This is a genomic window from Streptomyces sp. NPDC111520 (assembly GCF_055635295.1).
The window spans coordinates 327,431-345,203 of the sequence record NZ_JBVKBW010000002.1 but is presented as its reverse complement, the minus strand read 5'-3'; the positions used below and the strand labels follow the sequence as shown (position 1 = coordinate 345,203).

At 73.2% G+C, this 17,773-nt stretch carries 22 protein-coding genes; 14 read left to right on the top strand and 8 right to left on the bottom strand.

All coding sequences use genetic code 11. The features are described 5' to 3' along the window. Positions 1-58: 58 nt before the first annotated feature. Positions 59-1,519, top strand: a complete 1,461-nt coding sequence (locus ACZ7MY_RS05630) for an alpha,alpha-trehalose-phosphate synthase (UDP-forming) (RefSeq protein ID WP_499599829.1) — start codon at positions 59-61, stop codon at positions 1,517-1,519. Positions 1,520-1,543: 24 nt separating this feature from the next. Here the strand turns inward: ACZ7MY_RS05630 and ACZ7MY_RS05625 are convergent, their stop codons facing one another. Together ACZ7MY_RS05625 and ACZ7MY_RS05620 are read right to left on the bottom strand one after the other, a co-directional pair. Next, the gene (locus ACZ7MY_RS05625) at positions 1,544-2,407 is read right to left on the bottom strand and encodes an alpha/beta fold hydrolase (RefSeq protein WP_499599827.1); all 864 of its coding nucleotides are present in this window, start codon (positions 2,405-2,407) and stop codon (positions 1,544-1,546) included. A gap of 98 nt (positions 2,408-2,505) precedes the next feature. Continuing rightward, on the bottom strand, positions 2,506-3,009 hold the full coding sequence (locus tag ACZ7MY_RS05620; RefSeq protein ID WP_499599825.1) for a cupin domain-containing protein: 504 nt from the start codon (positions 3,007-3,009) through the stop codon (positions 2,506-2,508). A gap of 298 nt (positions 3,010-3,307) precedes the next feature. Here ACZ7MY_RS05620 and ACZ7MY_RS05615 point away from each other — a divergent pair, with 298 nt between their 5' ends. Both ACZ7MY_RS05615 and ACZ7MY_RS05610 read left to right on the top strand, forming a co-directional pair. Next, on the top strand, positions 3,308-4,759 hold the full coding sequence (locus tag ACZ7MY_RS05615; RefSeq protein ID WP_499599823.1) for an aldehyde dehydrogenase family protein: 1,452 nt from the start codon (positions 3,308-3,310) through the stop codon (positions 4,757-4,759). A 214-nt stretch (positions 4,760-4,973) separates the two neighbouring features. Beyond that, positions 4,974-6,401, top strand: coding sequence for an MFS transporter (locus tag ACZ7MY_RS05610; RefSeq protein WP_499599821.1), 1,428 nt, complete (start codon positions 4,974-4,976; stop codon positions 6,399-6,401). On the opposite strand, the gene ACZ7MY_RS05605 is transcribed toward ACZ7MY_RS05610, so the two are convergent. Together ACZ7MY_RS05605 and ACZ7MY_RS05600 are read right to left on the bottom strand one after the other, a co-directional pair. After that, a complete protein-coding gene (locus ACZ7MY_RS05605; RefSeq protein WP_499599820.1) occupies positions 6,370-6,774 on the bottom strand; it encodes a hypothetical protein in 405 nt (134 codons plus the stop codon). The genes ACZ7MY_RS05610 and ACZ7MY_RS05605 overlap by 32 nt on opposite strands. Next, positions 6,771-7,163, bottom strand: coding sequence for an ATP-binding protein (locus ACZ7MY_RS05600; RefSeq protein WP_499599818.1), 393 nt, complete (start codon positions 7,161-7,163; stop codon positions 6,771-6,773). The genes ACZ7MY_RS05605 and ACZ7MY_RS05600 overlap by 4 nt, the downstream gene beginning before the upstream one ends. A 114-nt stretch (positions 7,164-7,277) precedes the next feature. On the opposite strand from ACZ7MY_RS05600, the gene ACZ7MY_RS05595 reads away from it, so the two are divergent. The 6 genes from ACZ7MY_RS05595 (at position 7,278) to ACZ7MY_RS05570 (ending at position 10,604) form a co-directional block, all read left to right on the top strand. Further along, entirely contained in the window at positions 7,278-8,093 is an 816-nt protein-coding gene (locus tag ACZ7MY_RS05595) for a helix-turn-helix domain-containing protein (protein WP_499599817.1), read from the top strand. Next, on the top strand, positions 8,090-8,290 hold the full coding sequence (locus ACZ7MY_RS05590) for a DUF397 domain-containing protein (protein ID WP_499599816.1): 201 nt from the start codon (positions 8,090-8,092) through the stop codon (positions 8,288-8,290). The genes ACZ7MY_RS05595 and ACZ7MY_RS05590 overlap by 4 nt, the downstream gene beginning before the upstream one ends. 102 nt (positions 8,291-8,392) lie before the next feature. Next, a complete protein-coding gene (locus tag ACZ7MY_RS05585) occupies positions 8,393-9,301 on the top strand; it encodes a hypothetical protein (protein ID WP_499599815.1) in 909 nt (302 codons plus the stop codon). A 38-nt stretch (positions 9,302-9,339) separates the two neighbouring features. Further along, a complete protein-coding gene (locus ACZ7MY_RS05580) occupies positions 9,340-9,555 on the top strand; it encodes a type II toxin-antitoxin system VapB family antitoxin (protein ID WP_499599814.1) in 216 nt (71 codons plus the stop codon). Beyond that, a complete protein-coding gene (locus ACZ7MY_RS05575; RefSeq protein ID WP_499599813.1) occupies positions 9,552-9,968 on the top strand; it encodes a PIN domain nuclease in 417 nt (138 codons plus the stop codon). The genes ACZ7MY_RS05580 and ACZ7MY_RS05575 overlap by 4 nt, the downstream gene beginning before the upstream one ends. A 222-nt stretch (positions 9,969-10,190) precedes the next feature. Further along, the gene (locus tag ACZ7MY_RS05570; protein WP_499599812.1) at positions 10,191-10,604 is read left to right on the top strand and encodes a hypothetical protein; all 414 of its coding nucleotides are present in this window, start codon (positions 10,191-10,193) and stop codon (positions 10,602-10,604) included. A gap of 82 nt (positions 10,605-10,686) precedes the next feature. Here the strand turns inward: ACZ7MY_RS05570 and ACZ7MY_RS05565 are convergent, their stop codons facing one another. Further along, positions 10,687-10,899: a hypothetical protein gene (locus ACZ7MY_RS05565; RefSeq protein WP_499599811.1), complete on the bottom strand. Its 213-nt coding sequence runs from the start codon at positions 10,897-10,899 to the stop codon at positions 10,687-10,689. A gap of 134 nt (positions 10,900-11,033) precedes the next feature. Here ACZ7MY_RS05565 and ACZ7MY_RS05560 point away from each other — a divergent pair, with 134 nt between their 5' ends. Together ACZ7MY_RS05560 and ACZ7MY_RS05555 are read left to right on the top strand one after the other, a co-directional pair. Further along, positions 11,034-12,131 carry a sensor histidine kinase gene (locus ACZ7MY_RS05560; RefSeq protein ID WP_499599810.1) on the top strand — a complete coding sequence of 366 codons (1,098 nt, stop codon included), beginning with the start codon at positions 11,034-11,036 and terminating at the stop codon, positions 12,129-12,131. A gap of 2 nt (positions 12,132-12,133) precedes the next feature. After that, the gene (locus ACZ7MY_RS05555; RefSeq protein ID WP_499600272.1) at positions 12,134-12,808 is read left to right on the top strand and encodes a response regulator; all 675 of its coding nucleotides are present in this window, start codon (positions 12,134-12,136) and stop codon (positions 12,806-12,808) included. A gap of 37 nt (positions 12,809-12,845) precedes the next feature. Here ACZ7MY_RS05555 and ACZ7MY_RS05550 read toward each other — a convergent pair whose 3' ends face one another. After that, positions 12,846-13,118 carry a hypothetical protein gene (locus tag ACZ7MY_RS05550; protein WP_499599809.1) on the bottom strand — a complete coding sequence of 91 codons (273 nt, stop codon included), beginning with the start codon at positions 13,116-13,118 and terminating at the stop codon, positions 12,846-12,848. A 191-nt stretch (positions 13,119-13,309) separates the two neighbouring features. On the opposite strand from ACZ7MY_RS05550, the gene ACZ7MY_RS05545 reads away from it, so the two are divergent. Further along, positions 13,310-14,170, top strand: a complete 861-nt coding sequence (locus ACZ7MY_RS05545; protein WP_499599808.1) for an SDR family NAD(P)-dependent oxidoreductase — start codon at positions 13,310-13,312, stop codon at positions 14,168-14,170. Here ACZ7MY_RS05545 and otsB read toward each other — a convergent pair. Together otsB and ACZ7MY_RS05535 are read right to left on the bottom strand one after the other, a co-directional pair. Next, on the bottom strand, positions 14,131-15,027 hold the full coding sequence (gene otsB / locus ACZ7MY_RS05540) for a trehalose-phosphatase (protein ID WP_499599807.1): 897 nt from the start codon (positions 15,025-15,027) through the stop codon (positions 14,131-14,133). The two genes, ACZ7MY_RS05545 and otsB, sit on opposite strands and share 40 nt — an antisense overlap. Before the next feature lie 185 nt (positions 15,028-15,212). Further along, the gene (locus tag ACZ7MY_RS05535) at positions 15,213-15,557 is read right to left on the bottom strand and encodes a DUF3263 domain-containing protein (protein ID WP_499599806.1); all 345 of its coding nucleotides are present in this window, start codon (positions 15,555-15,557) and stop codon (positions 15,213-15,215) included. A 147-nt stretch (positions 15,558-15,704) separates the two neighbouring features. Here ACZ7MY_RS05535 and ACZ7MY_RS05530 point away from each other — a divergent pair, with 147 nt between their 5' ends. Continuing rightward, positions 15,705-16,619: an ROK family protein gene (locus ACZ7MY_RS05530; protein WP_499599804.1), complete on the top strand. Its 915-nt coding sequence runs from the start codon at positions 15,705-15,707 to the stop codon at positions 16,617-16,619. After that, positions 16,562-17,755, top strand: a complete 1,194-nt coding sequence (nagA, locus tag ACZ7MY_RS05525; protein ID WP_499599803.1) for an N-acetylglucosamine-6-phosphate deacetylase — start codon at positions 16,562-16,564, stop codon at positions 17,753-17,755. The genes ACZ7MY_RS05530 and nagA overlap by 58 nt, the downstream gene beginning before the upstream one ends. Positions 17,756-17,773 lie beyond the last annotated feature (18 nt).

The window sequence follows — 17,773 nt, the reverse complement described above, 5'->3', positions numbered from 1 at the left end:
CCCCCGGCTGGGCTAGCTCGTACGTTTGCGGTCAGGGATGCGTGGCTAGGCTGGCCGCATGGTCGCTTCGCATGCCGCGCGCGTTCTGGTCGCGTCCAACCGCGGCCCCGTGTCGTACAGCCTCCGCGAGGACGGCACGCTCGACCCCCGCCGCGGCGGCGGCGGACTCGTCTCGGGCCTGAGCGCGATCGGGCCGGACGCGGACGCCGTCTGGGTCTGCGCGGCCCTGGGCGAGGGGGACCGGGCCGCCGTGCTGCGCAGCTCCGGGGGCACGGGCCGGCTGCCCACCACCGACACCGGCGGCCAGCACGTACGGATGCTGGACATCCCGGCGGACACCTTCGCCTCGGCGTACAACGGCATCGCCAACTCGGTCCTGTGGTTCGTCCACCACATGCTGTTCCAGACCCCGCTGGAGCCCGTCTTCGACGAGGACTTCCGCGAGCAGTGGGCGGCGTACGTGGCGTACAACTCCGCCTTCGCCGACGCGCTCGCCGAGGAGGCGGGCCAGGGCGCGGCCGTGCTGGTGCAGGACTACCACCTGGTGCTGGTGCCGCAGCTGCTCCGCTCACGCCGCCCCGACCTGCGGATCGGCCACTTCTCGCACACCCCGTGGGCCCCGCCGGACTACTTCCGCCTGCTGCCCGACGACGTCGCCGCGGAGGTGCTCAGCGGCATCCTCGGCGCCGACCGGGCCGCCTTCCTGACCCGGCGCTGGGCGGACGCCTTCGCCGCGTGCTGCGCCGACGTGCTGGGCGCCTCCGTCATCCGCGACGCGGGCAGCCTGACGATCACCCACCGGGGCCGCACGACCCGCATCGGGGTGCACGGCCTCGGCGCGGACGCCGACTTCCTGCGGGAGCGGGCGCACCGGCCGGACGTGGACGAGCGCCTGGCGGCGCTGCGGGAGACGGTGGGCGGCCCGGACCGCAAGGTCGTCGTGCGCGTGGACCGCACCGAGCTGTCGAAGAACATCGTGCGCGGCCTGCTCGCGTACGCGCAGCTGCTGCGCGACCGTCCCGAGTGGCACGGGCGCGTGGTGCACATCGCCTTCGCCTACCCCTCCCGTCATGACCTGGCCGTCTACCGGGAGTACACCGACGAGGTCTCCGACCTGGCCGAGGAGATCAACGAGGAGTTCGCCACGCCGGGCTGGCAGCCGGTGGTCCTGCACGTCAAGGACGACTTCGCGCGCTCCCTGGCCGCCTACCGCCTGGCGGACGTCGCGCTGGTCAACCCGATCCGCGACGGCATGAACCTGGTGGCCAAGGAGATCCCGGTCGTCTCGGACGACGGCGTGGCGCTGGTGCTCTCCCGCGAGGCGGGGGCCTACGAGGAGCTGGCGGACGACGCGTTCGTGGTCAACCCGTACGACATCCGGGCCACTGCGAACGCGCTCCACCAGGCGCTGTCCGTGTCGCACGGCGAGCGGGCCGAGGCCACCAAGCGGCTGGTGGCGGCCTCGACGGCGCTCCCCCCGCAGCAGTGGTTCCTGGACCAGTTGCGGGCACTGGGTTAGCCGGGACGGCCCTCGCGGGCGGTCTCAGGCGCCGAAGGCCTTCACGACCTCCGCCACGAACTGCTCCGGGCACTCCTCCGCGAGGAAGTGGCCGGCACCGGGGAACTCGACGAACGTGACCTCGTCCACGAAGGGCTCGACCAGGGCCTTCGAGACCGGCAGCAGCTTGCCGCTGAAGTACACCATCGGCAGGGTCAGCTTCGGGTTGGCGTGGAAGTCGCCGATGTCCTGGTGGAGCGTGTCGAACCACTTGTTGGTGGCGGCGATCGCCTCGGGGGTGTCGTACCCCGCGGCGGCGGTGGAGCGGACGTCCTCGTCGAAGACCTCCGGGTGGTCGCCGCCGATCTTCTCGATGTTCCAGTCGATGATCGCGCGGGCCTGGCCGGCGAAGAGCTTCTGGGGGAGGTCCGGGATCTGGCCCATGACCCACCACCACGGGAAGATCATCGCCCGCGCCTCGGGCGGCTGGACCATCGAGAACTTGTAGTAGCCCTCGTTGGGGTGGACGCCGTCCGCGATGATCAGCTTCTTGACGACCTCGGGGTGGTTGAGCGCGAGGCTCCAGGCGACCATGCCGCCGATGTCCTCACCCTCGATGTACGCCTGCTCGTAGCCGAGGGAGCGGATCAGCTCGTAGACGTCCCTGGCCATGTTCTTCTTGTCGTAGCCGGACTCGGGCCTGCCCGAGTCGCCCATGCCGCGGATGTCGACCGCGATGACACGGAAGTGCTCGGCGAGCCCGGGCATGACCCGGTGGTAGTAGTACCAGGTGCGGGGGTATCCGCCCATCAGGACGAGCGGCTCCCCCTCGCCGCCGATCACGTAGTGCAGTCGGGTGCCGTTGACGTCGGCGTACGCGTGCTCGAAACCCTCCGGGGTCCTGGGCATGGTGAAGTCCTTGTCGTTCTCGGGTTGGTGGTGGTGGGGCGCGGCCCCTCTTCTGGCCGCGCCCACGGCGTGGACGGCCGCCGCCGGGCCCGCCAGGCCTACGCCTCCTCGGGTGCGATCACATTGCCGAGCTTCTCGACGAACGCCAGCATCTCCGGGGTGTAGCGCTCGATCGGCCACAGTTCCGGGCCGTGCCCGGGCAGCGGCTCGTCGCCGTAGCGGAGGAAGAACTCCTCCTGGCCACCGGGGGTGAACAGGAAAAGCATCCGCGCGGCGCGCGTGCCCTTGTTCGTGAAGCGGTGCCGCGTACCGCGCGGCACGAAGACGAAGTCGCCGGTCTTGATGTCGAAGACCTCTTCGCCGTTCAGGAACTCCAGGTCGCCGTCCAGGATGTAGAACGTCTCGTCACCGGTGGTGTGGATGTGGGCGATCGGGCCGCCCCCGGGGGGAACGCTGGCGAGGACGAAGCCCAGCGTCCCGTTCGACTGCTCACCGGAGATCTTGATCGTGTACTCATCACCGGCGACCCACTTGACGGGCCCCTCCCCGTCGGGGACGTAGATCGCGGTGCTCTCGTACTTCTCGGGGGCTGCTCCGGACACGGGAGTCGTCCTTTCCAGGCGAAGCGGTACCGGCGGCCGTCCGCGCGGAACCGGCGGTGCATTCCGTGCCACCGCACCGTTCGTCCGGGCCACCGAAGTACTTGTCGAGTCAAGTAGATGCGTCCACCTCCGGCCTGTCAAGGCGATCCCGCCAGGCCGGGGAGTGGCCCGGGTCACTCGGAATTCTACTTGACTCGTCAAGTAGATTGAGGGCTAACTGCTTGATACGTCAAGTAGATGTGGCCTCGTGCGGCCTCCCGCCGACGGCCGTCCGCCCTCACCAGCAGGAAAGGTCTCCATGTCCCCTGCGACATCCACCGGCACCCCGGTCCGGCCCTCGATCCCCACCCCGGCCCACTGGATCGACGGGCGAGCGGTTCCCGTGGAGGGGCCCGGCCTCGACGTGGTGAACCCCGCCACCGGCGCGGTGATCGCCTCGGCGCCCCGGGGCACGGCCGAGGACGTCGACCGCGCGGTGAGCGCGGCGACGGCCGCCTTCCCCGCGTGGTCGGCCACCGACGTCGCCGAGCGGATCGCCGTGATCCGCCGGGTAGCGGAGGGCCTGCGGCAGCGCACGGAGGAACTGGCGACGGTCATCACCGCGGAGATCGGCTCTCCGATCTCCTTCTCCCGGCAGGCCCAGGCCGGCTTCGCCGCCCACGCCATCGCCGCCGCCATCACCGTGGTGGAGGAGTTCACCTGGTCGGAACAGGTCGGCAACTCCCTGATCGTGCGGGAGCCGATCGGAGTGGTGGGAGCCATCACCCCGTGGAACTTCCCCCTGCAGCAGATCGTGACCAAGGTGGTCCCCGCGCTGCTGGCGGGCAACACCGTGGTCCTGAAGCCGTCCGAGGTGACGCCCCTGTCGGCGCAGATCTTCGCCGAGGTGACCGCCGGAGCCGGCGTCCCGGCCGGTGTCTTCAACCTCGTGCACGGCACGGGACCCGTGGTGGGCGAGGCCATCGCACGGCACGTCGGCATCGGCATGGTGTCGTTCACCGGCTCGACCGCCGCGGGCAAGCGGGTCGCCGAGGTCGCCTCCGGCACCGTCAAGCGGGTGTCCACGGAACTCGGCGGCAAGGCCGCGTACATCGTGCTCCCCGAGGCCGACCTGGACGAGGCCGTCAGCCAGGGCCTCGCCATGGCCTGGGTCAACGCCGGTCAGGCGTGCGGCGCCTGGACGCGCATGCTGGTCCCGGCCGGCGTCCACGACGCGATGGTGGAGAAGCTGCGCGAGGCCGCCACCACCTACACGACGGGCGACCCCACCGACGAGGCCACCGCCATCGGCCCGCTGGCCTCCGAGGCCCAGCGGGAGCGCGTGAACGCCTACATCGAGAAGGGCATCGCGGACGGCGCCACCCTCGTGGCCGGCGGCCCGGACCGGCCCGAGGGCCTGGAGACCGGCGCCTACGTCAGGCCCACCATCTTCGCCGACGTCGACCCGGACTCCGTCATCGCCCGTGAGGAGATCTTCGGACCGGTCCTGACGGTGATCCCCTACACCGGCGACGACGAGGCCGTGGCCATCGCCAACGACACCGTCTACGGGCTCAGCGCCGCGGTCGCCGGCGAGAGGGAGCACGCGCTGGCCGTGGCACGCCGGATCCAGGTCGGGCAGGTCACCGTCAACGGCGGCGACTACAACTTCATGGCCCCCTGGGGCGGTTACAAGCAGTCCGGGAACGGCCGGGAACTCGGCCGCGCCGGTTTCGAGGAGTTCCTGGAGACCAAGGCGATCAACATCTGACGCCCCGTCCCGGCCTCCTCGCCCGCGCCGCCCGTGCGCGCGCCGGGCCAGGAGGCCGGCCCCACGGACGACCCGGCCCCACGGACGACCCGGTCCGACCGGACACACACGACAGGCCGCGACCGTCGGCATCGAACACAAGACGAGCGCACCCCCACAAGAGGCACCGCAGCATCGGCCCTCCTGGCGGCCGCTCCAGGAGCGGAGACCTTCCATGTCCCAGGACCCAGGACGCACCCACCACCAGGTCGTCTTCGTCGTACTCGCGGCGGGAATCCTGGCCTTCTCCCTGCTGCAGTCGCTGCTCACCCCGGTGCTCCCCACCGTCCAGGGCGCTCTGCACACCAGTCAGTCGACCGTGACGTGGGTCCTGACCGCGTACCTCCTCTCCGCGTCGGTCTTCACGCCGATCATGGGCCGCGTCGGTGACGTGGTCGGCAGGAAGCGCGTGTTCATCGTCGCCATGGCCGCGCTCTCGCTGGGCGCCCTGCTGGCGGCGCTCGCCGGGAACGTCACGGTGCTGATCGTCGCCCGGGTCGTCCAGGGCGTCGGGGGCGGGGTGCTGCCCCTGGCCTTCGGGGTGATCAGGGACGAGTTCCCCGAGCACAAGGTCTCCGGGGCGGTCGGGTTCCTCGCCTCGTTGACCGCGGTCGGCGCCGGGGTGGGCGTCGTGCTCGCCGGGCCGGTCGTCAACGCCCTGGACTACCACTGGCTGTTCTGGATCCCCATGATCCTCACCGCCGCGGCCGCGCTCGCCGCCCACTTCCTGGTCCCCGCGTCGTCGGTGCGCACCCCCGGACGTGTCAGCTGGCTGCCGGCCGTGCTGCTCTCGGCGTGGCTGGTGGCACTGCTGATGGCGCTCAGCAAGGCGCCGCGGTGGGGCTGGGGATCGGGCAGGGTCCTCGGCCTGCTGGTCGCCGCCGCCGCCCTGGGGTTCCTGTGGGTCCAGGTGGAAAAGCGGTCCGCGGCCCCGCTGGTGGACATGCGGATGATGCGGCTGCCCGCGGTGTGGACCAACAACCTGGTCGCGCTGCTCCTGGGCATCAGCATGTACGCGCTCTTCGCCTTCGTCCCGCAGTTCGTCCAGACCCCCGTCTCCTCCGGCTACGGCTTCGGCGCCGGCGTCACGCAGTCCGGCCTGATCCTGCTCCCCCTCACCGTCATGATGTTCCTCAGCGGCTTGGTCAGCGGCGGTCTGGCGGCACGGATCGGCGGCCGGGCGGTGATCGGGCTGGGCCTGCTGATCAGCCTGGCCGCGGTGGCGGTGCTCGTCCTCGCGCACGCCGCGAAGTGGGAGCTGTACCTCGCGACCGGGCTCATGGGCACCGGATTCGGCCTGGCCTTCTCCGCGATGTCGAGTCTGGTCGTCGGTGCGGTCCCGCCGGACCAGACCGGCGTCGCCGGCGGCATGAACACCAACATCCGCACCGTGGGCGGCTCCATCGGCGCCGCCCTGATGACCAGCGTCGTCACCGCCGACCTCGCGCCGACGGGGCTGCCCCGGGAGTCCGGCTACACCCACGGGTTCGCCATGCTCGGCGGCGCCCTGGTCATCGCCGTCCTCGCGGTCCCGCTCATGCCCCGGCCCGGCACCGGCCCGCGCACCGCGGTCAGCGGGGAGGTGAGGGCGCCCGCCGGCTGATCCCCAGCCGGATGCGCCCGCAGGTCGTCCCCAGGGCCAGGTAGGCCTCCACCGCCGGCAGCGGCGCGCCGCGGGCGAGCGGGTCGAGCCCCACGACGAGCGCGACCGGTCCGCCGCCCGCGACGAAGGCGGACCACCGCTCCCCGGCCGCGACCTCCAGCAGGGCCCCGCCGTCCGCGCCGCGCACCGTGGCCCGCCCGTAACCGCCGACGGTGACGCGGGCCCCGAGCTCCGGCAGTCGCCGCCCGGGTTCGGCGAGCCCGAGGAGCGCGGCGAGTTCCGCCGTCCCGCGCCCGTGCGGATGGGCCAGCAGCAGGAACGCCACCGGCCCGTACGCCGTGTCGTCCAGCCAGGTCCACGAGGCGGGCCTCACCGCAGCACCACCCACACCTGCTTGCCGTCCGGGGTCGGCAGCACGCCCCAGCGGTGGGCGGCGGCCGCGATCAGGTGCAGGCCGCGGCCGCGTTCGGCCGCCCAGTCCGGCGGCCCGGGGGACGGGACCGGCAGGACGGGGGAACGGTCGCTGACCGCGGCCCGCACCCCCTCGGCGGCCAGGTCGTCCAGGGTCAGTTCGCACTCCGGGGAGCCCGCGTGCCGGTGCACGTTGGCGAGTATCTCCGTGACGCACAGCGCGGCGGCGGGCGCCAGGTCCTCACGGCCCCAGGCGCGGAGCTGTTCGCGTACGGCCCTGCGGACCTCGGCGATGCGGGCGGGCTCGGCGACGACGCGCATCGCCGCCACGGGTGGTGATTCCTGCGTCATGGGTCCAACGGTTCCGTGCCGTGGCTAGCCTGACCAGGGCGGACCTGACCCCGGGTCAGTTGTGTCGGGACCGGTCCGCCGCTGTGTACGGCGTGTGTACCGGGAGGTGGTGCCGTGTCCGCGAAGGGCGAGGGCTCGGCCAGCATGCGGATGTTCGGTTCCGTCGCGCGGTCCCTGCGGGAGGCCCGCGGGGTGTCGACCGAGGAACTGGCCGCGCATGTCGGCTACTCGAAGTCGCTGGTGGTCAAGATCGAGCGCGGTGAGCGGATGCCGCCGCCCTCGTTCGTGGAGAGGGCGGGGACCCTGCTGGGCGACGGCGGCGGAGTGCTGCGGTCCGCGGCGTGCCATCTGGAACGGGCGGAGTTCCCCTCCTGGTTCGAGGAGTACGCGGAGCTGGAGCGGGCCGTGGTGAGCCTCTACACCTACGACACGCACGTCATCAACGGCCTGCTCCAGACCGAGGACTACGCCCGTGTCGTGCTCGGCGCCTACTGCCCGACGCTGGAGACGGAGGAGGTCGAGCGCCGCGTACGCGCCCGGCTGGCCCGGCAGTCGCTGCTGACCCGCGCTCCCGCCCCGCAGCTCGCCTTCGTCATCGAGGAGTGGGTACTGCGCCGCCCCATCGGCGGAACCGCCGTCCACCGGCGCCAGTTGGCACGGCTGCTGGAGGCCGGGGCGCTGCGGCACGTCACGGTCCAGGTGATGCCGCTCTCCCACGAGGCGCACGCGGGCTTCGACGGGCCCATGCACCTGCTGGAGACCCCGGACCTGCGGCTGCTCGCGTATCTCGAAGTCCAGGGCCGCAGCGTGCTGGTGGACGACCGGAACGAGGTCAGCAAGCTCCACCAGCGCTATGCGATGATCCGCTCACAGGCCCTCAGCGTGGGGGACTCCGCCAGAGTGATCGAGCAGATTGCGGGGGAGCTATGACATCCCGACTCGCCTGGTACACGAGCAGTTACAGCGGCAGCGAGGGCGGCGCCTGCGTCGAGGTCGCCCAGGCCCCCGGCGTCGTGCACGTGCGGGACTCCAAGGACCCCGCCGGGCCCGCGCTGGCCTTCACCGGCGAGGCGTGGACGGCGTTCGTCGCCTTCGTCGCGGACAACACCGTGACACCGGTAGAGTAATCGGCCGATCACGCTTCGTGCCCAGCGCATGAAGCGGCCCCCAGTGGTGCGCCAACACCGGCCGGGGGCCTACACGTACGAGGCTTACAAGGAGCCCCGCAAATGATCCGTCATGCTATCCCGCCGACCCGTTTCTTCTCCCAGACGCCGAACGACCTCATCCGCCATCCGCGCCTGAACGGCACCGCCGTACGGCTGTTGCAGTGGGCGCTCTCCGTGCCGGAGGGGTCCCGGGAGACCCTGCAGTCCATCGGCGCGAAGATGCCCGAGGGGCGCATCGCCCTGCGCCGGGCCCGGCAGCAGCTGGAGGCGGAGGGCTATGTGCACACCCGCCGCACCCAGAGCCCCGAGACCGGCCACTGGACGACCCAGGTGCTCGTCTCCAACGTGCCGCTGCACGACCCCGCCGAGATCGATGCCGCCTTCGCGGCACCGGGCGGCAGCATCCTGACCGCCGGTGCGCCGTCCGTACGGGCCGTCGGCGCATCCCCCAAGGGGGAGAAGAGGGAGGAAGAGAACACCTCCCACCCCGAACCGCCCGCCGACGCGTCGCTGGTCGCCCGCGCGGCGGCAGCGCTGCAGCGCCTCGGGCGGCGGGAGGCCCGGCTCGCCCTCGGCGTCGCCGAGGCCGCCCGGCTGGCGCCGCTCGCCGCGCGCTGGCTGGCCCACGGCGCGAGCGAGCTGGAACTGGGCACCGCCCTGTCCGCCGGGCTGCCGCGCGCCGTCCACTCCCCCGCCGGTTTCATCGCACGGCGCCTGCGCGACAAGCTCCCGGCACCCCGGCCCGCCCGCGACCCCGCCGCCCCGGCGGCCCCGCTCCCCGAATGCCCCGCCTGCGGCGACCCGCTGCCCCCCGGCCGCACCGGCCCCTGCCCGCCCTGCGCCGGAGCCGCCCCCGTCGCTCCGTCAGGCGGTCCGCACGGCGCCGCCCTGGCCCGCGCGGGTATCGCCCACCGGCGGCCCCGTGTGAAGCCGTCGCCGGCCGCCGATATCATCTCCAGCTCGTTTTGATATCGTTGGGTCAAGTACCCATGCCCGAGGAGGCTCGAATGACCCGCACCGTCATAGACGTCGACGACCAGATGCTGGCGGAGGCGGCCGAGATCTTCGGCACCACGACCAAGGTCGCCACGGTGAACGCCGCCCTGGAGGACGTGATCAAGCGCCGCAAGCGCGCCTCGTTCCTCAACTGGCTGGCGGAAGGCGGTCTTCCGGGCCTCACCGGCGAGATCGCGGCAGCGGACGATCCGAACCGAGCCGCATGAGGGACCGCTTCCTCATCGACAATTCCGCCCTCGCGCGCTACCCGAAACCTCCGGTGAGGGCCGTGGTCGAGCCTCTCCACAACGCGGGAAAGCTCGCCGTCTGCGGCGCCGTCGAACTGGAAGTGCTGCACAGCGCACGGTCCACAGCGGACGCGGACCGCATCCGCGACGGGATGCGAGGATTCGACTGGCTGCCCACACCGGACGAGGCCTGGGACCGTGCGCTGGACGTGCAGACGGGCCTCATCGCCGCGGGCAACCGGAAGGCCCTCTCCCTCGCGGACCTGATCATCGCGGCGACCGCGGAGCGGCACGGCGCGACCGTCCTGCACTACGGCGGCGACTTCGACATGATCGCCGGTGTCACCGGCCAGCCCGTGCGCTGGGTGGTCCCGCCGGGGACGGCCGACTGAGCGACCTGCCGCCGCTCCGTCAGATCGCGGCCCGCGCACCGTTCATCCTCTTTGGTCACCCAAAGTGCGGAACACCTCGCACAGGGTGACGATGAGCGCAATCGCTTCGACCCGGAGCGAGCTCCTTCCGTCATCTTCGAAGGCAGAGAGATGAACATACGAGCGAAGAAGACCATGTCCGGTCGACCCCGTCGTAAGGTGCTTTGGGGTGTCGCCGGAACCATGACGGTCGCCGCCGCGGTCGTCACGACCAGCGCATTCGTTGCCCCCCTGAACGCCTCCGCCACCGCGCGCCCCGCCGCGGTCGCCGACGACGCCGCCGGAACCCCCCTCGCGGGCAACGGCAACAACCGTGACAACTTCGGGCGGCTGAGGACCGCCGAGTTCCTGGGTGTCTCCGTCACCGTGCCCTCGGGCACCACGCAGACCGTCTCGGCGCGCTGCCCCTCGCGCACCGAGGTCACCGGCGGTGGCTTCGTCCTCAGCAGCACCGACCTGGCCGTGCTGACGAGCCAGCGGTCCGGCAACGGCTGGACGGTCACCGTCCGGAACAGGAACGGCATGACCACCCCCGTCCCCACCGCCCGCGCCGTCGTGGAGTGCGCGGCGATCGTCCGGGACAACAACAACTGGTGACCCCTCCCCTACCACCCGCCGGCGCCCCGGCCCCCCGTCACACAGGAACGGGGGACCGGGGCGGGCCGTGCGCGACCGGGCGTCAGGAGCGCTTGCCCGCCGAGTCCGACGCGAAGAGGACGGCGACGCCCAGCACGACCAGGAGGACGCACACGTAGATCTCGTAGCCGTCCAGGAAGCCGATCCGGTGCGTCAGCGCCCACACGCGGAACCAGCCGTCGGTGAGCTGGTGGACGATGCCGCCGATGCCCTGGGAGAGCAGCACGAAGCCGAGGAAGCCGAGGAATCCCTTCATGCCACGAGGCTAGGGAGCGGCCGACCGCCCCGGCTGTCGGCGAAAGTCGCCGATCGCGCGCGGGCTGTCGTCCCAAGGTCTCGACTTCGGGCGCGGGGGTGGTGCCGGCGCCCCGGGACCGTACATTCGGTGGAATGCGACGCGTACGGAAGGGCATCGTCGCCGACATCGCGGTCTTCCTCGGTGCGGCGGCCTTCTCCGTGCTGTCCGCGGACGGGGTGGGCGCCCGCGTCGGGCCCGTCGAGCAGGCGGTCGCCGCGGCCGCGTGCGCGGCGCTGTTCCTGCGGCACCGGTGGCCGGTGCAGCTGGCGGTGGTGCTGCTGGTGACGGGCTGGTTCGCGCACCTGGTGGGCGGCCCGACCGCGGTGGCGGTCTTCACCGTGGCCGCGTACCGGCCGCTGCGCGGCACGGCCTGGGTGGCGGCCCTGGCGTTCGCGCCGCTGCCGGTGTTCGTGGCCCGCGGCCCTGACCCGGACCTGCCCGAGACCGGCTCGGCGATGACCTTCTTCGTGATCATGGCGGGCTCGATCGGCTGGGGGCTCTACGTACGCTCCCGGCGCCAACTGCTGGCCTCGTACGCCGAGCGGGGGCGGCGGCAGGCGCGCGAGGAGATCGCACGGGAGATGCACGACGTGCTGGCGCACCGGCTGTCGCTGCTGAGCGTGCACGCGGGAGCGCTGGAGTTCCACCCGGGGGCGTCCCCGGCGGAGATCGAGCGGGCCGCCGGGGTGATCCGGGAGAGCGCGCACCAGGCGCTGGACGACCTGCGCGGCATCATCGGCGTGCTGCGCGAGCCGGCCGGGTCCGGCACGGCGGACGGCGCGGGCGGACGGCCGCAGCCCACGCTGGCGGACGTGCCGCGCCTGGTGGAGGAGTCCCGGGAGGCCGGGATGCGCATCGTGCTGGAGGCGGACGACGACGCCGTGTCCGCGGCGCCCACCGCCTCGGGGCGCACCGCCTACCGGATCGTGCAGGAAGGACTGACCAACGCCCGCAAGCACGCCCCCGGCACGGAGGTGACCGTGCGGCTCGCCGGCGGTCCCGCGCGGGGCCTGACGGTCGAGGTCAGCAACCCGGTGCCGGCCGCGGCGGCCGTGGTGCCCGCCATCCCCGGCGCCGGACAGGGGCTGATCGGGCTGACCGAGCGGGCCGCGCTCGCCGGGGGCGACCTGGAGCACGGCCGGTCCGGCGGGGACTTCCGGGTGCGCGCCTGGCTACCGTGGGCGGCGTGAGCATGGTGCGGCTGCTGCTGGTGGACGACGACCCGCTGGTGCGGGCCGGGCTGCGGATTATGCTCGGCGGGGCACCGGACGTCGAGGTCGTCGCCGAGGCCGCCGACGGGGGCGAGGTCGCGGCGCTGGTCCGGGAGCACTCCCCCGACGTCGTGCTCATGGACATCCGCATGCCCACCGTCGACGGTCTCGCGGCCACCGAGGCCCTGCGGGCGCTGCCGGGCGCACCGGAGGTGATCGTGCTCACCACCTTCAACACCGACGAGCACGTGCTGCGGGCGCTGCGCGCCGGCGCCGCCGGGTTCGTCCTGAAGGACACCGCGCCGCGCGAGATCGTCGAGGCGGTACGGAAGGTGGCGGCCGGCGAACCGGTGCTGTCCCCCGCGGTGACACGGCAGTTGATCGCCCAGGTCGCCGGCTCCGAGGCCGGCGCCGCCGAAGGGCGCGGCGCGCGGGCCACCGCCCGGCGCAGGCTCGCCTCGCTGGGCGAGCGGGAGCACGAGGTCGCCCTCGCCATCGGGGAGGGCCGGTCCAACGCGCAGATCGCGGCCGGGCTCCACATGAGCGTGCCGACGGTCAAGACCCACGTCTCCCGGATCCTCGGCAAGCTCGGCCTGAACAACCGCGTCCAGATCGCCCTCCTCGTCCACGACGCGGGCTCCCCGGGCCGCGGCTGACGCGGTCACGGACCGTGGTGCCCCGCGGGCGACCCGTTCAGTCGGTGAGCGACTGCATGGCGACGGTCAGCATGGCGAGCAGGACGACGGCACCACCGAACAGGAAGATCGACCCGGCGACGAACATCACCACCCTCTGCGACGGGTTCGCCCGGAAGTACTCGCGCCGCGTGAGCCCCGGGTGCATGAACGACCTCGTGATCTTGAGGTCGAACACGAGGGTGACACCGATGAGCAGAGCGACGGCGCCGAGGCAGAACCCGACGAGAAACGCCGGCCCCGCACCCAACTCGCCCGCGCCCTGAACCATTTCGCCCCCCTCAGTTCGAGCAGGCACAGCTGCCGACGGGCGTCGGCGGCCGCGATGCTGTCGCGGCAGGAGGCTCGGCGGAGACCGGCCCGCGCCACGGACCCGGGGCCGCTCCGGCCTGCCGTGCCGCCGGGACGCAACGGCTGCCTAGGCTGCTGTCACCAGCACCCGCAGAGAGTGAGAACCACCGCATGACCACCGGCAACCGCAGGACCGTCCTCGTCACCGGCACCTCCTCCGGCATCGGCCTGGCCACCGCCGTCGCCGCCGCCCGCGCCGGCTGGGACGTCGTCGCGACCATGCGCGACCCCGGGAAGGCGGACCGCCTCCGCGAGACGGCGACCGCGGCGGGGGTCGCCGAGCACGTCCACGTCAGGCGGCTCGACGTGACCGACGCCCGGCTCGTCGCCGCGGTCGTGGAGGACGTCGTCGTGGAGTTCGGCGGCCTGGACGCGGTGGTCAACAACGCCGGTGCCGGGCACGTCGGCACCATCGAACTGGAGACGGTCGCCGACGTCCGCGCCACGATGGAGGTCAACTTCTTCGGCGTCGTCGAGGTCACCAAGGCCGCGATGCCCCACCTGCGCGCCTCCGGCGGGCGGCTGGTCACCGTCACCAGTGTCGGCGGCGTCGTCGGGCAGCCCTTCAACGAGGCCTACTGCGCCGCGAAGTTCGCCGTCGAGGGCTACATGGAGTCGCTCGCACCCGTGGCGGCCTCGGTCGGCGTCACCGTGAGCGTCGTCGAACCGGGCGCGGTCGGCAGCGAGTTCGTCGCGAACCTCGGCATCGACATCCCCGCGTACGCGGCGGCCGCGGGACCCTACACGCCCGCGCTCACCCACTACCTCGACCGCACCACGCAGGCGTTCAGCGCCGCCCAGACCGTCGACGAGGCCGCGGCGCCCATCGTCGAGGTCCTCACCGCCGAGCGGCCGCCCTTCCGCGTCCAGACCTCCCCGCGGGCCCGCGAGTTCACCGGGGTGAAGCTCGCGGACCTCGACGGGTCCGCGGTTCAGTCGCTGACCGGCGGGTGGGTCTCGGCGCCGTCCTGAGCGTCCCGCTCCTCCAGGGCGTCCGCGAGGGCGTCGACCAGCGCGACGACGCCCTCCGGGCCGTCCACGACGAGGTCGGCCCGGGCGGCCAGTTCGGCCACCTCCGCGCTGCCGCTGCACACCAGCACACCGGGGAAGCCGTCGGCACGCCGCTTCTCCACGGCCCCGAAGGCCGCCAGGTCGCCCAGGTCGTCACCGGCGTACAGCACGGGGCCGGCGCCGACCTCGCGCAGGTAGTCGTTGAGCGCCACGCCCTTGTCCATCCCGGGCGGCCGTAGTTCCAGCACCATCCGGCCCGGCTCGACGATCAGCCCGTGGCGGTCCGCCAGTTCACGCAGCGGCCCGTTCAGCGCCTCGAACGCGGCCTGCGGATCCTCCGTGCGGCGCGTGTGGACGGCCACCGCGCGGCCCTTGTCCTCCACCCACGTGCCCCGCCACGCCCCGATCGCGTCCAGCACGCCCGGTAGTTCCGCGCGTACGGCGTTGACCCCGGGGTGCGAGCCGGGCGCCTTGACCTCGCCGGAACGGGCGTCCCAGCGCTCGGCGCCGTAGTGGCCCAGCACGACCATGTGCTCCAGCGCGGGTACGCCGGCGAAGCCCCCGTACCGTACGGCCACGCCCGCGGGGCGGCCCGTCACGACCACCACGGAACCGATCCGCGGGGCCAGCCTGGCCAGCGCGGCGGCGGCACGGGGGTGAGCCCGCGCGGCGTCCGGATCCGGCACGATCGGTGCCAGTGTCCCGTCGAAGTCCAGTGCCAGCACGGCCCTGCGGGGCTCCGCGAGCAGTGCGGCCAGGCCGTCCTTGCCCTCGGGCGTCGTGGGTACCGGCAGTTCGTCCCTGCGGCTGCGGCTCATGCCCCCGACCATACCGACCCCCGCGGGGGGCATGCCCGGCGTACGGGAGCATCCCGCCTCCGGCGGTGTTCCCGGGGGCCCCGTGAGGTGGGTGGTTGGGCTGTCGCGCCGTCTCGCGCCCTGCGGGCGCAAAGCGGCGGGACAGCCGAACAACCAGCCCCGCACCCCACCCACGCCGCGTGGCGTCAGCGGGTGGTGCGGTGGGTGTCGCGCGTACGGCGGAGGCGGTTGACCGTGACGGGGTCGTGCGCGAGGGCGCGGGGGTCGTCGAGGAGGGCGTTGAGCAGCTGGTAGTAGCGCGTGGGGGAGATGCCGAGGCGCTCGCGGACGGCCCGTTCCTTCGCGCCGGGACCGGCCCAGGCGCGGCGGGCGATGTCGAGGACGGCGCGGTCCTGTTCCGTCAGCCCGTCCTCGGGGGCGTCCCCGGAGGCGTCCGTGGAGGCGTCCCCGGATGCGTCCCCGGAGGCGTCCCCGGATGCGTCCCCGGAGGCGTCCGCGGAGGCGTCGGCCCCGGTCTCGTCCCGTTCCATCCGACAACCATATCCGCGCCCGCCGCGTGACGCCCCGGTCACACCGTGCCCCCATGAGGTCTACACCACTCGCCCTGTACGCCGTAGGCGATCTCTTTCGACGAGTGGACTAGACCTTTTATGGGTTACCGCGCGACACTGTCCCCCGTGAGACACGTCATCGCCCTCGATGTGGGCGGCACCGGCATGAAGGCCGCGCTGGTCGCGACGGACGGCACGCTGCTGCACGAGGCACGCCGCCCGACCGGCCGGGAGCGCGGCCCGGACGCCGTGGTCGAGACCGTGCTCGACTTCGCCGCCGACCTCCGGGCCCACGGCGAAAGCGTCTACGGCGAGCCCGCCGCCGCGGCCGGGGTCGCCGTGCCCGGACTGGTCGACGAGCGGGCCGGCGTCGCGGTGTACTCCGCGAACCTCGGCTGGCGCGACGCACCCCTGCGCGACCTGCTCACCCGCCGCCTCGAGGGCACCCCCGTCGCCCTCGGCCACGACGTGCGCGCCGGCGGCCTCGCGGAGGGCCGGCTGGGCGCGGGGCGGGGCGCCGAACGCTTCCTGTTCGTGGCGCTCGGCACCGGCATCGCCGGAGCCATCGGCATCGAGGGCCGGGTCGAGGCCACCGAGCTCGGACACGTCGTCGTCCGCCCCGGCGGCCCGGTCTGCGGCTGCGGCCGGCGGGGCTGCCTGGAGACCGCGGCCTCCGCCGCCGCCGTGGCCCGCGCCTGGGAGGCCGCGGGCGGTGGCCCGGACGCCGGTGCCGCCGGCTGCGCCGCCGCCGTCGAGGCGGGCGACCCCCGTGCCGCGGCCGTGTGGGACGAGGTCGTCGCCGCCCTCGCCGACGGCCTGGTCACCGGGATCACCCTGCTGACCCCGGGCACGCTGATCGTGGGCGGCGGGCTCGCCGAGGCCGGCGAGACCCTCTTCGCACCGCTGCGGGCCGCCGTCGAGCGGCGGCTGACCTTCCAGCAACTCCCCCTCATCGTGCCGGCGGCCCTCGGGGACACCGCCGGATGCCTGGGCGCAGGGCTGCTCGCCTGGGATCTTCTCTCCGTGGAGGTGACCGCTTGACTGCGGCAACTAGCGTGCTGACCGGTGCCCGTGTGGTGCTGCCGGACGGCGTGGTCGAGGACGGCCGGGTGACCGTCGAGGGCCGCTCGATCATCGCGAACGACCCGCTCCAGGCGTCCACCCGCGACCTGACGGGGCACTGGGTCGTCCCCGGCTTCGTCGACATCCACGTGCACGGCGGCGGCGGCGCGTCCTTCTCCTCCGGCGACGCCGAGGCCGTCCTCACCGGGATCGGGACCCACCGGCGGCACGGCACCACGACCCTGCTCGCCTCGACGGTGACCGGGGACCTGGACGACCTGTCCCGGCAGGCGGCGCTGCTCTCCGAACTCGTCGAGCAGGGCGACCTGGCCGGCATCCACTTCGAGGGGCCGTTCATCTCCCCGCACCGGCGCGGCGCGCACAAGCCGTCGCTGCTGCGCGACCCGCACCCCTCGGACGTCCGCAAGCTGCTCGACGCCGCGCGGGGCACCGCGCGCATGGTCACCCTCGCCCCCGAACTGCCCGGCGGGCTCGACTCGGTGCGGATGCTGGCGGACCACGGCGTCATCGCCGCCGTCGGCCACACCGACGCCGCGTACGAGGCGACCCTGCAGGCCGTCGAGGCCGGCGCCACCGTGGCGACGCACCTGTTCAACGCCATGCCCTCGCTGCTGCACCGCGAGCCCGGCCCGATCGCCGCACTGCTGGAGGACGAGCGGGTCACCGTCGAGCTCATCAACGACGGCGTCCACCTCCACCCGGCCGTCCTGGAGATGGCGTTCCGCAGCGCCGGCGCCGACCGGGTCGCCTTCATCACCGACGCCATGGACGCGGCGGGCTTCGGCGACGGCCGCTACCTGCTGGGCCCGATGGAGGTCGACGTCGTCGACGGTGTCGCCCGGCTCGTGGAGGGCGGCTCCATCGCGGGGTCCACGCTCACCCTGGACACGGCGTTCAAGCGGGCGGTGACCGTGGACGGACTGCCCGTGGGCGACGCGGTGCGCGCGCTGAGCGCCAACCCGGCGCGGCTGCTGGGCGCGTACGACCGGATCGGTTCGCTGGAACCGGGCAAGGACGCCGATCTGGTGGTCCTAGACGCGTCGTTCGACCTGGTCGGTGTGATGCGCAAGGGCAGCTGGGTCGTCGAGCCCTGAGCGGACCCCGGGCGGCGG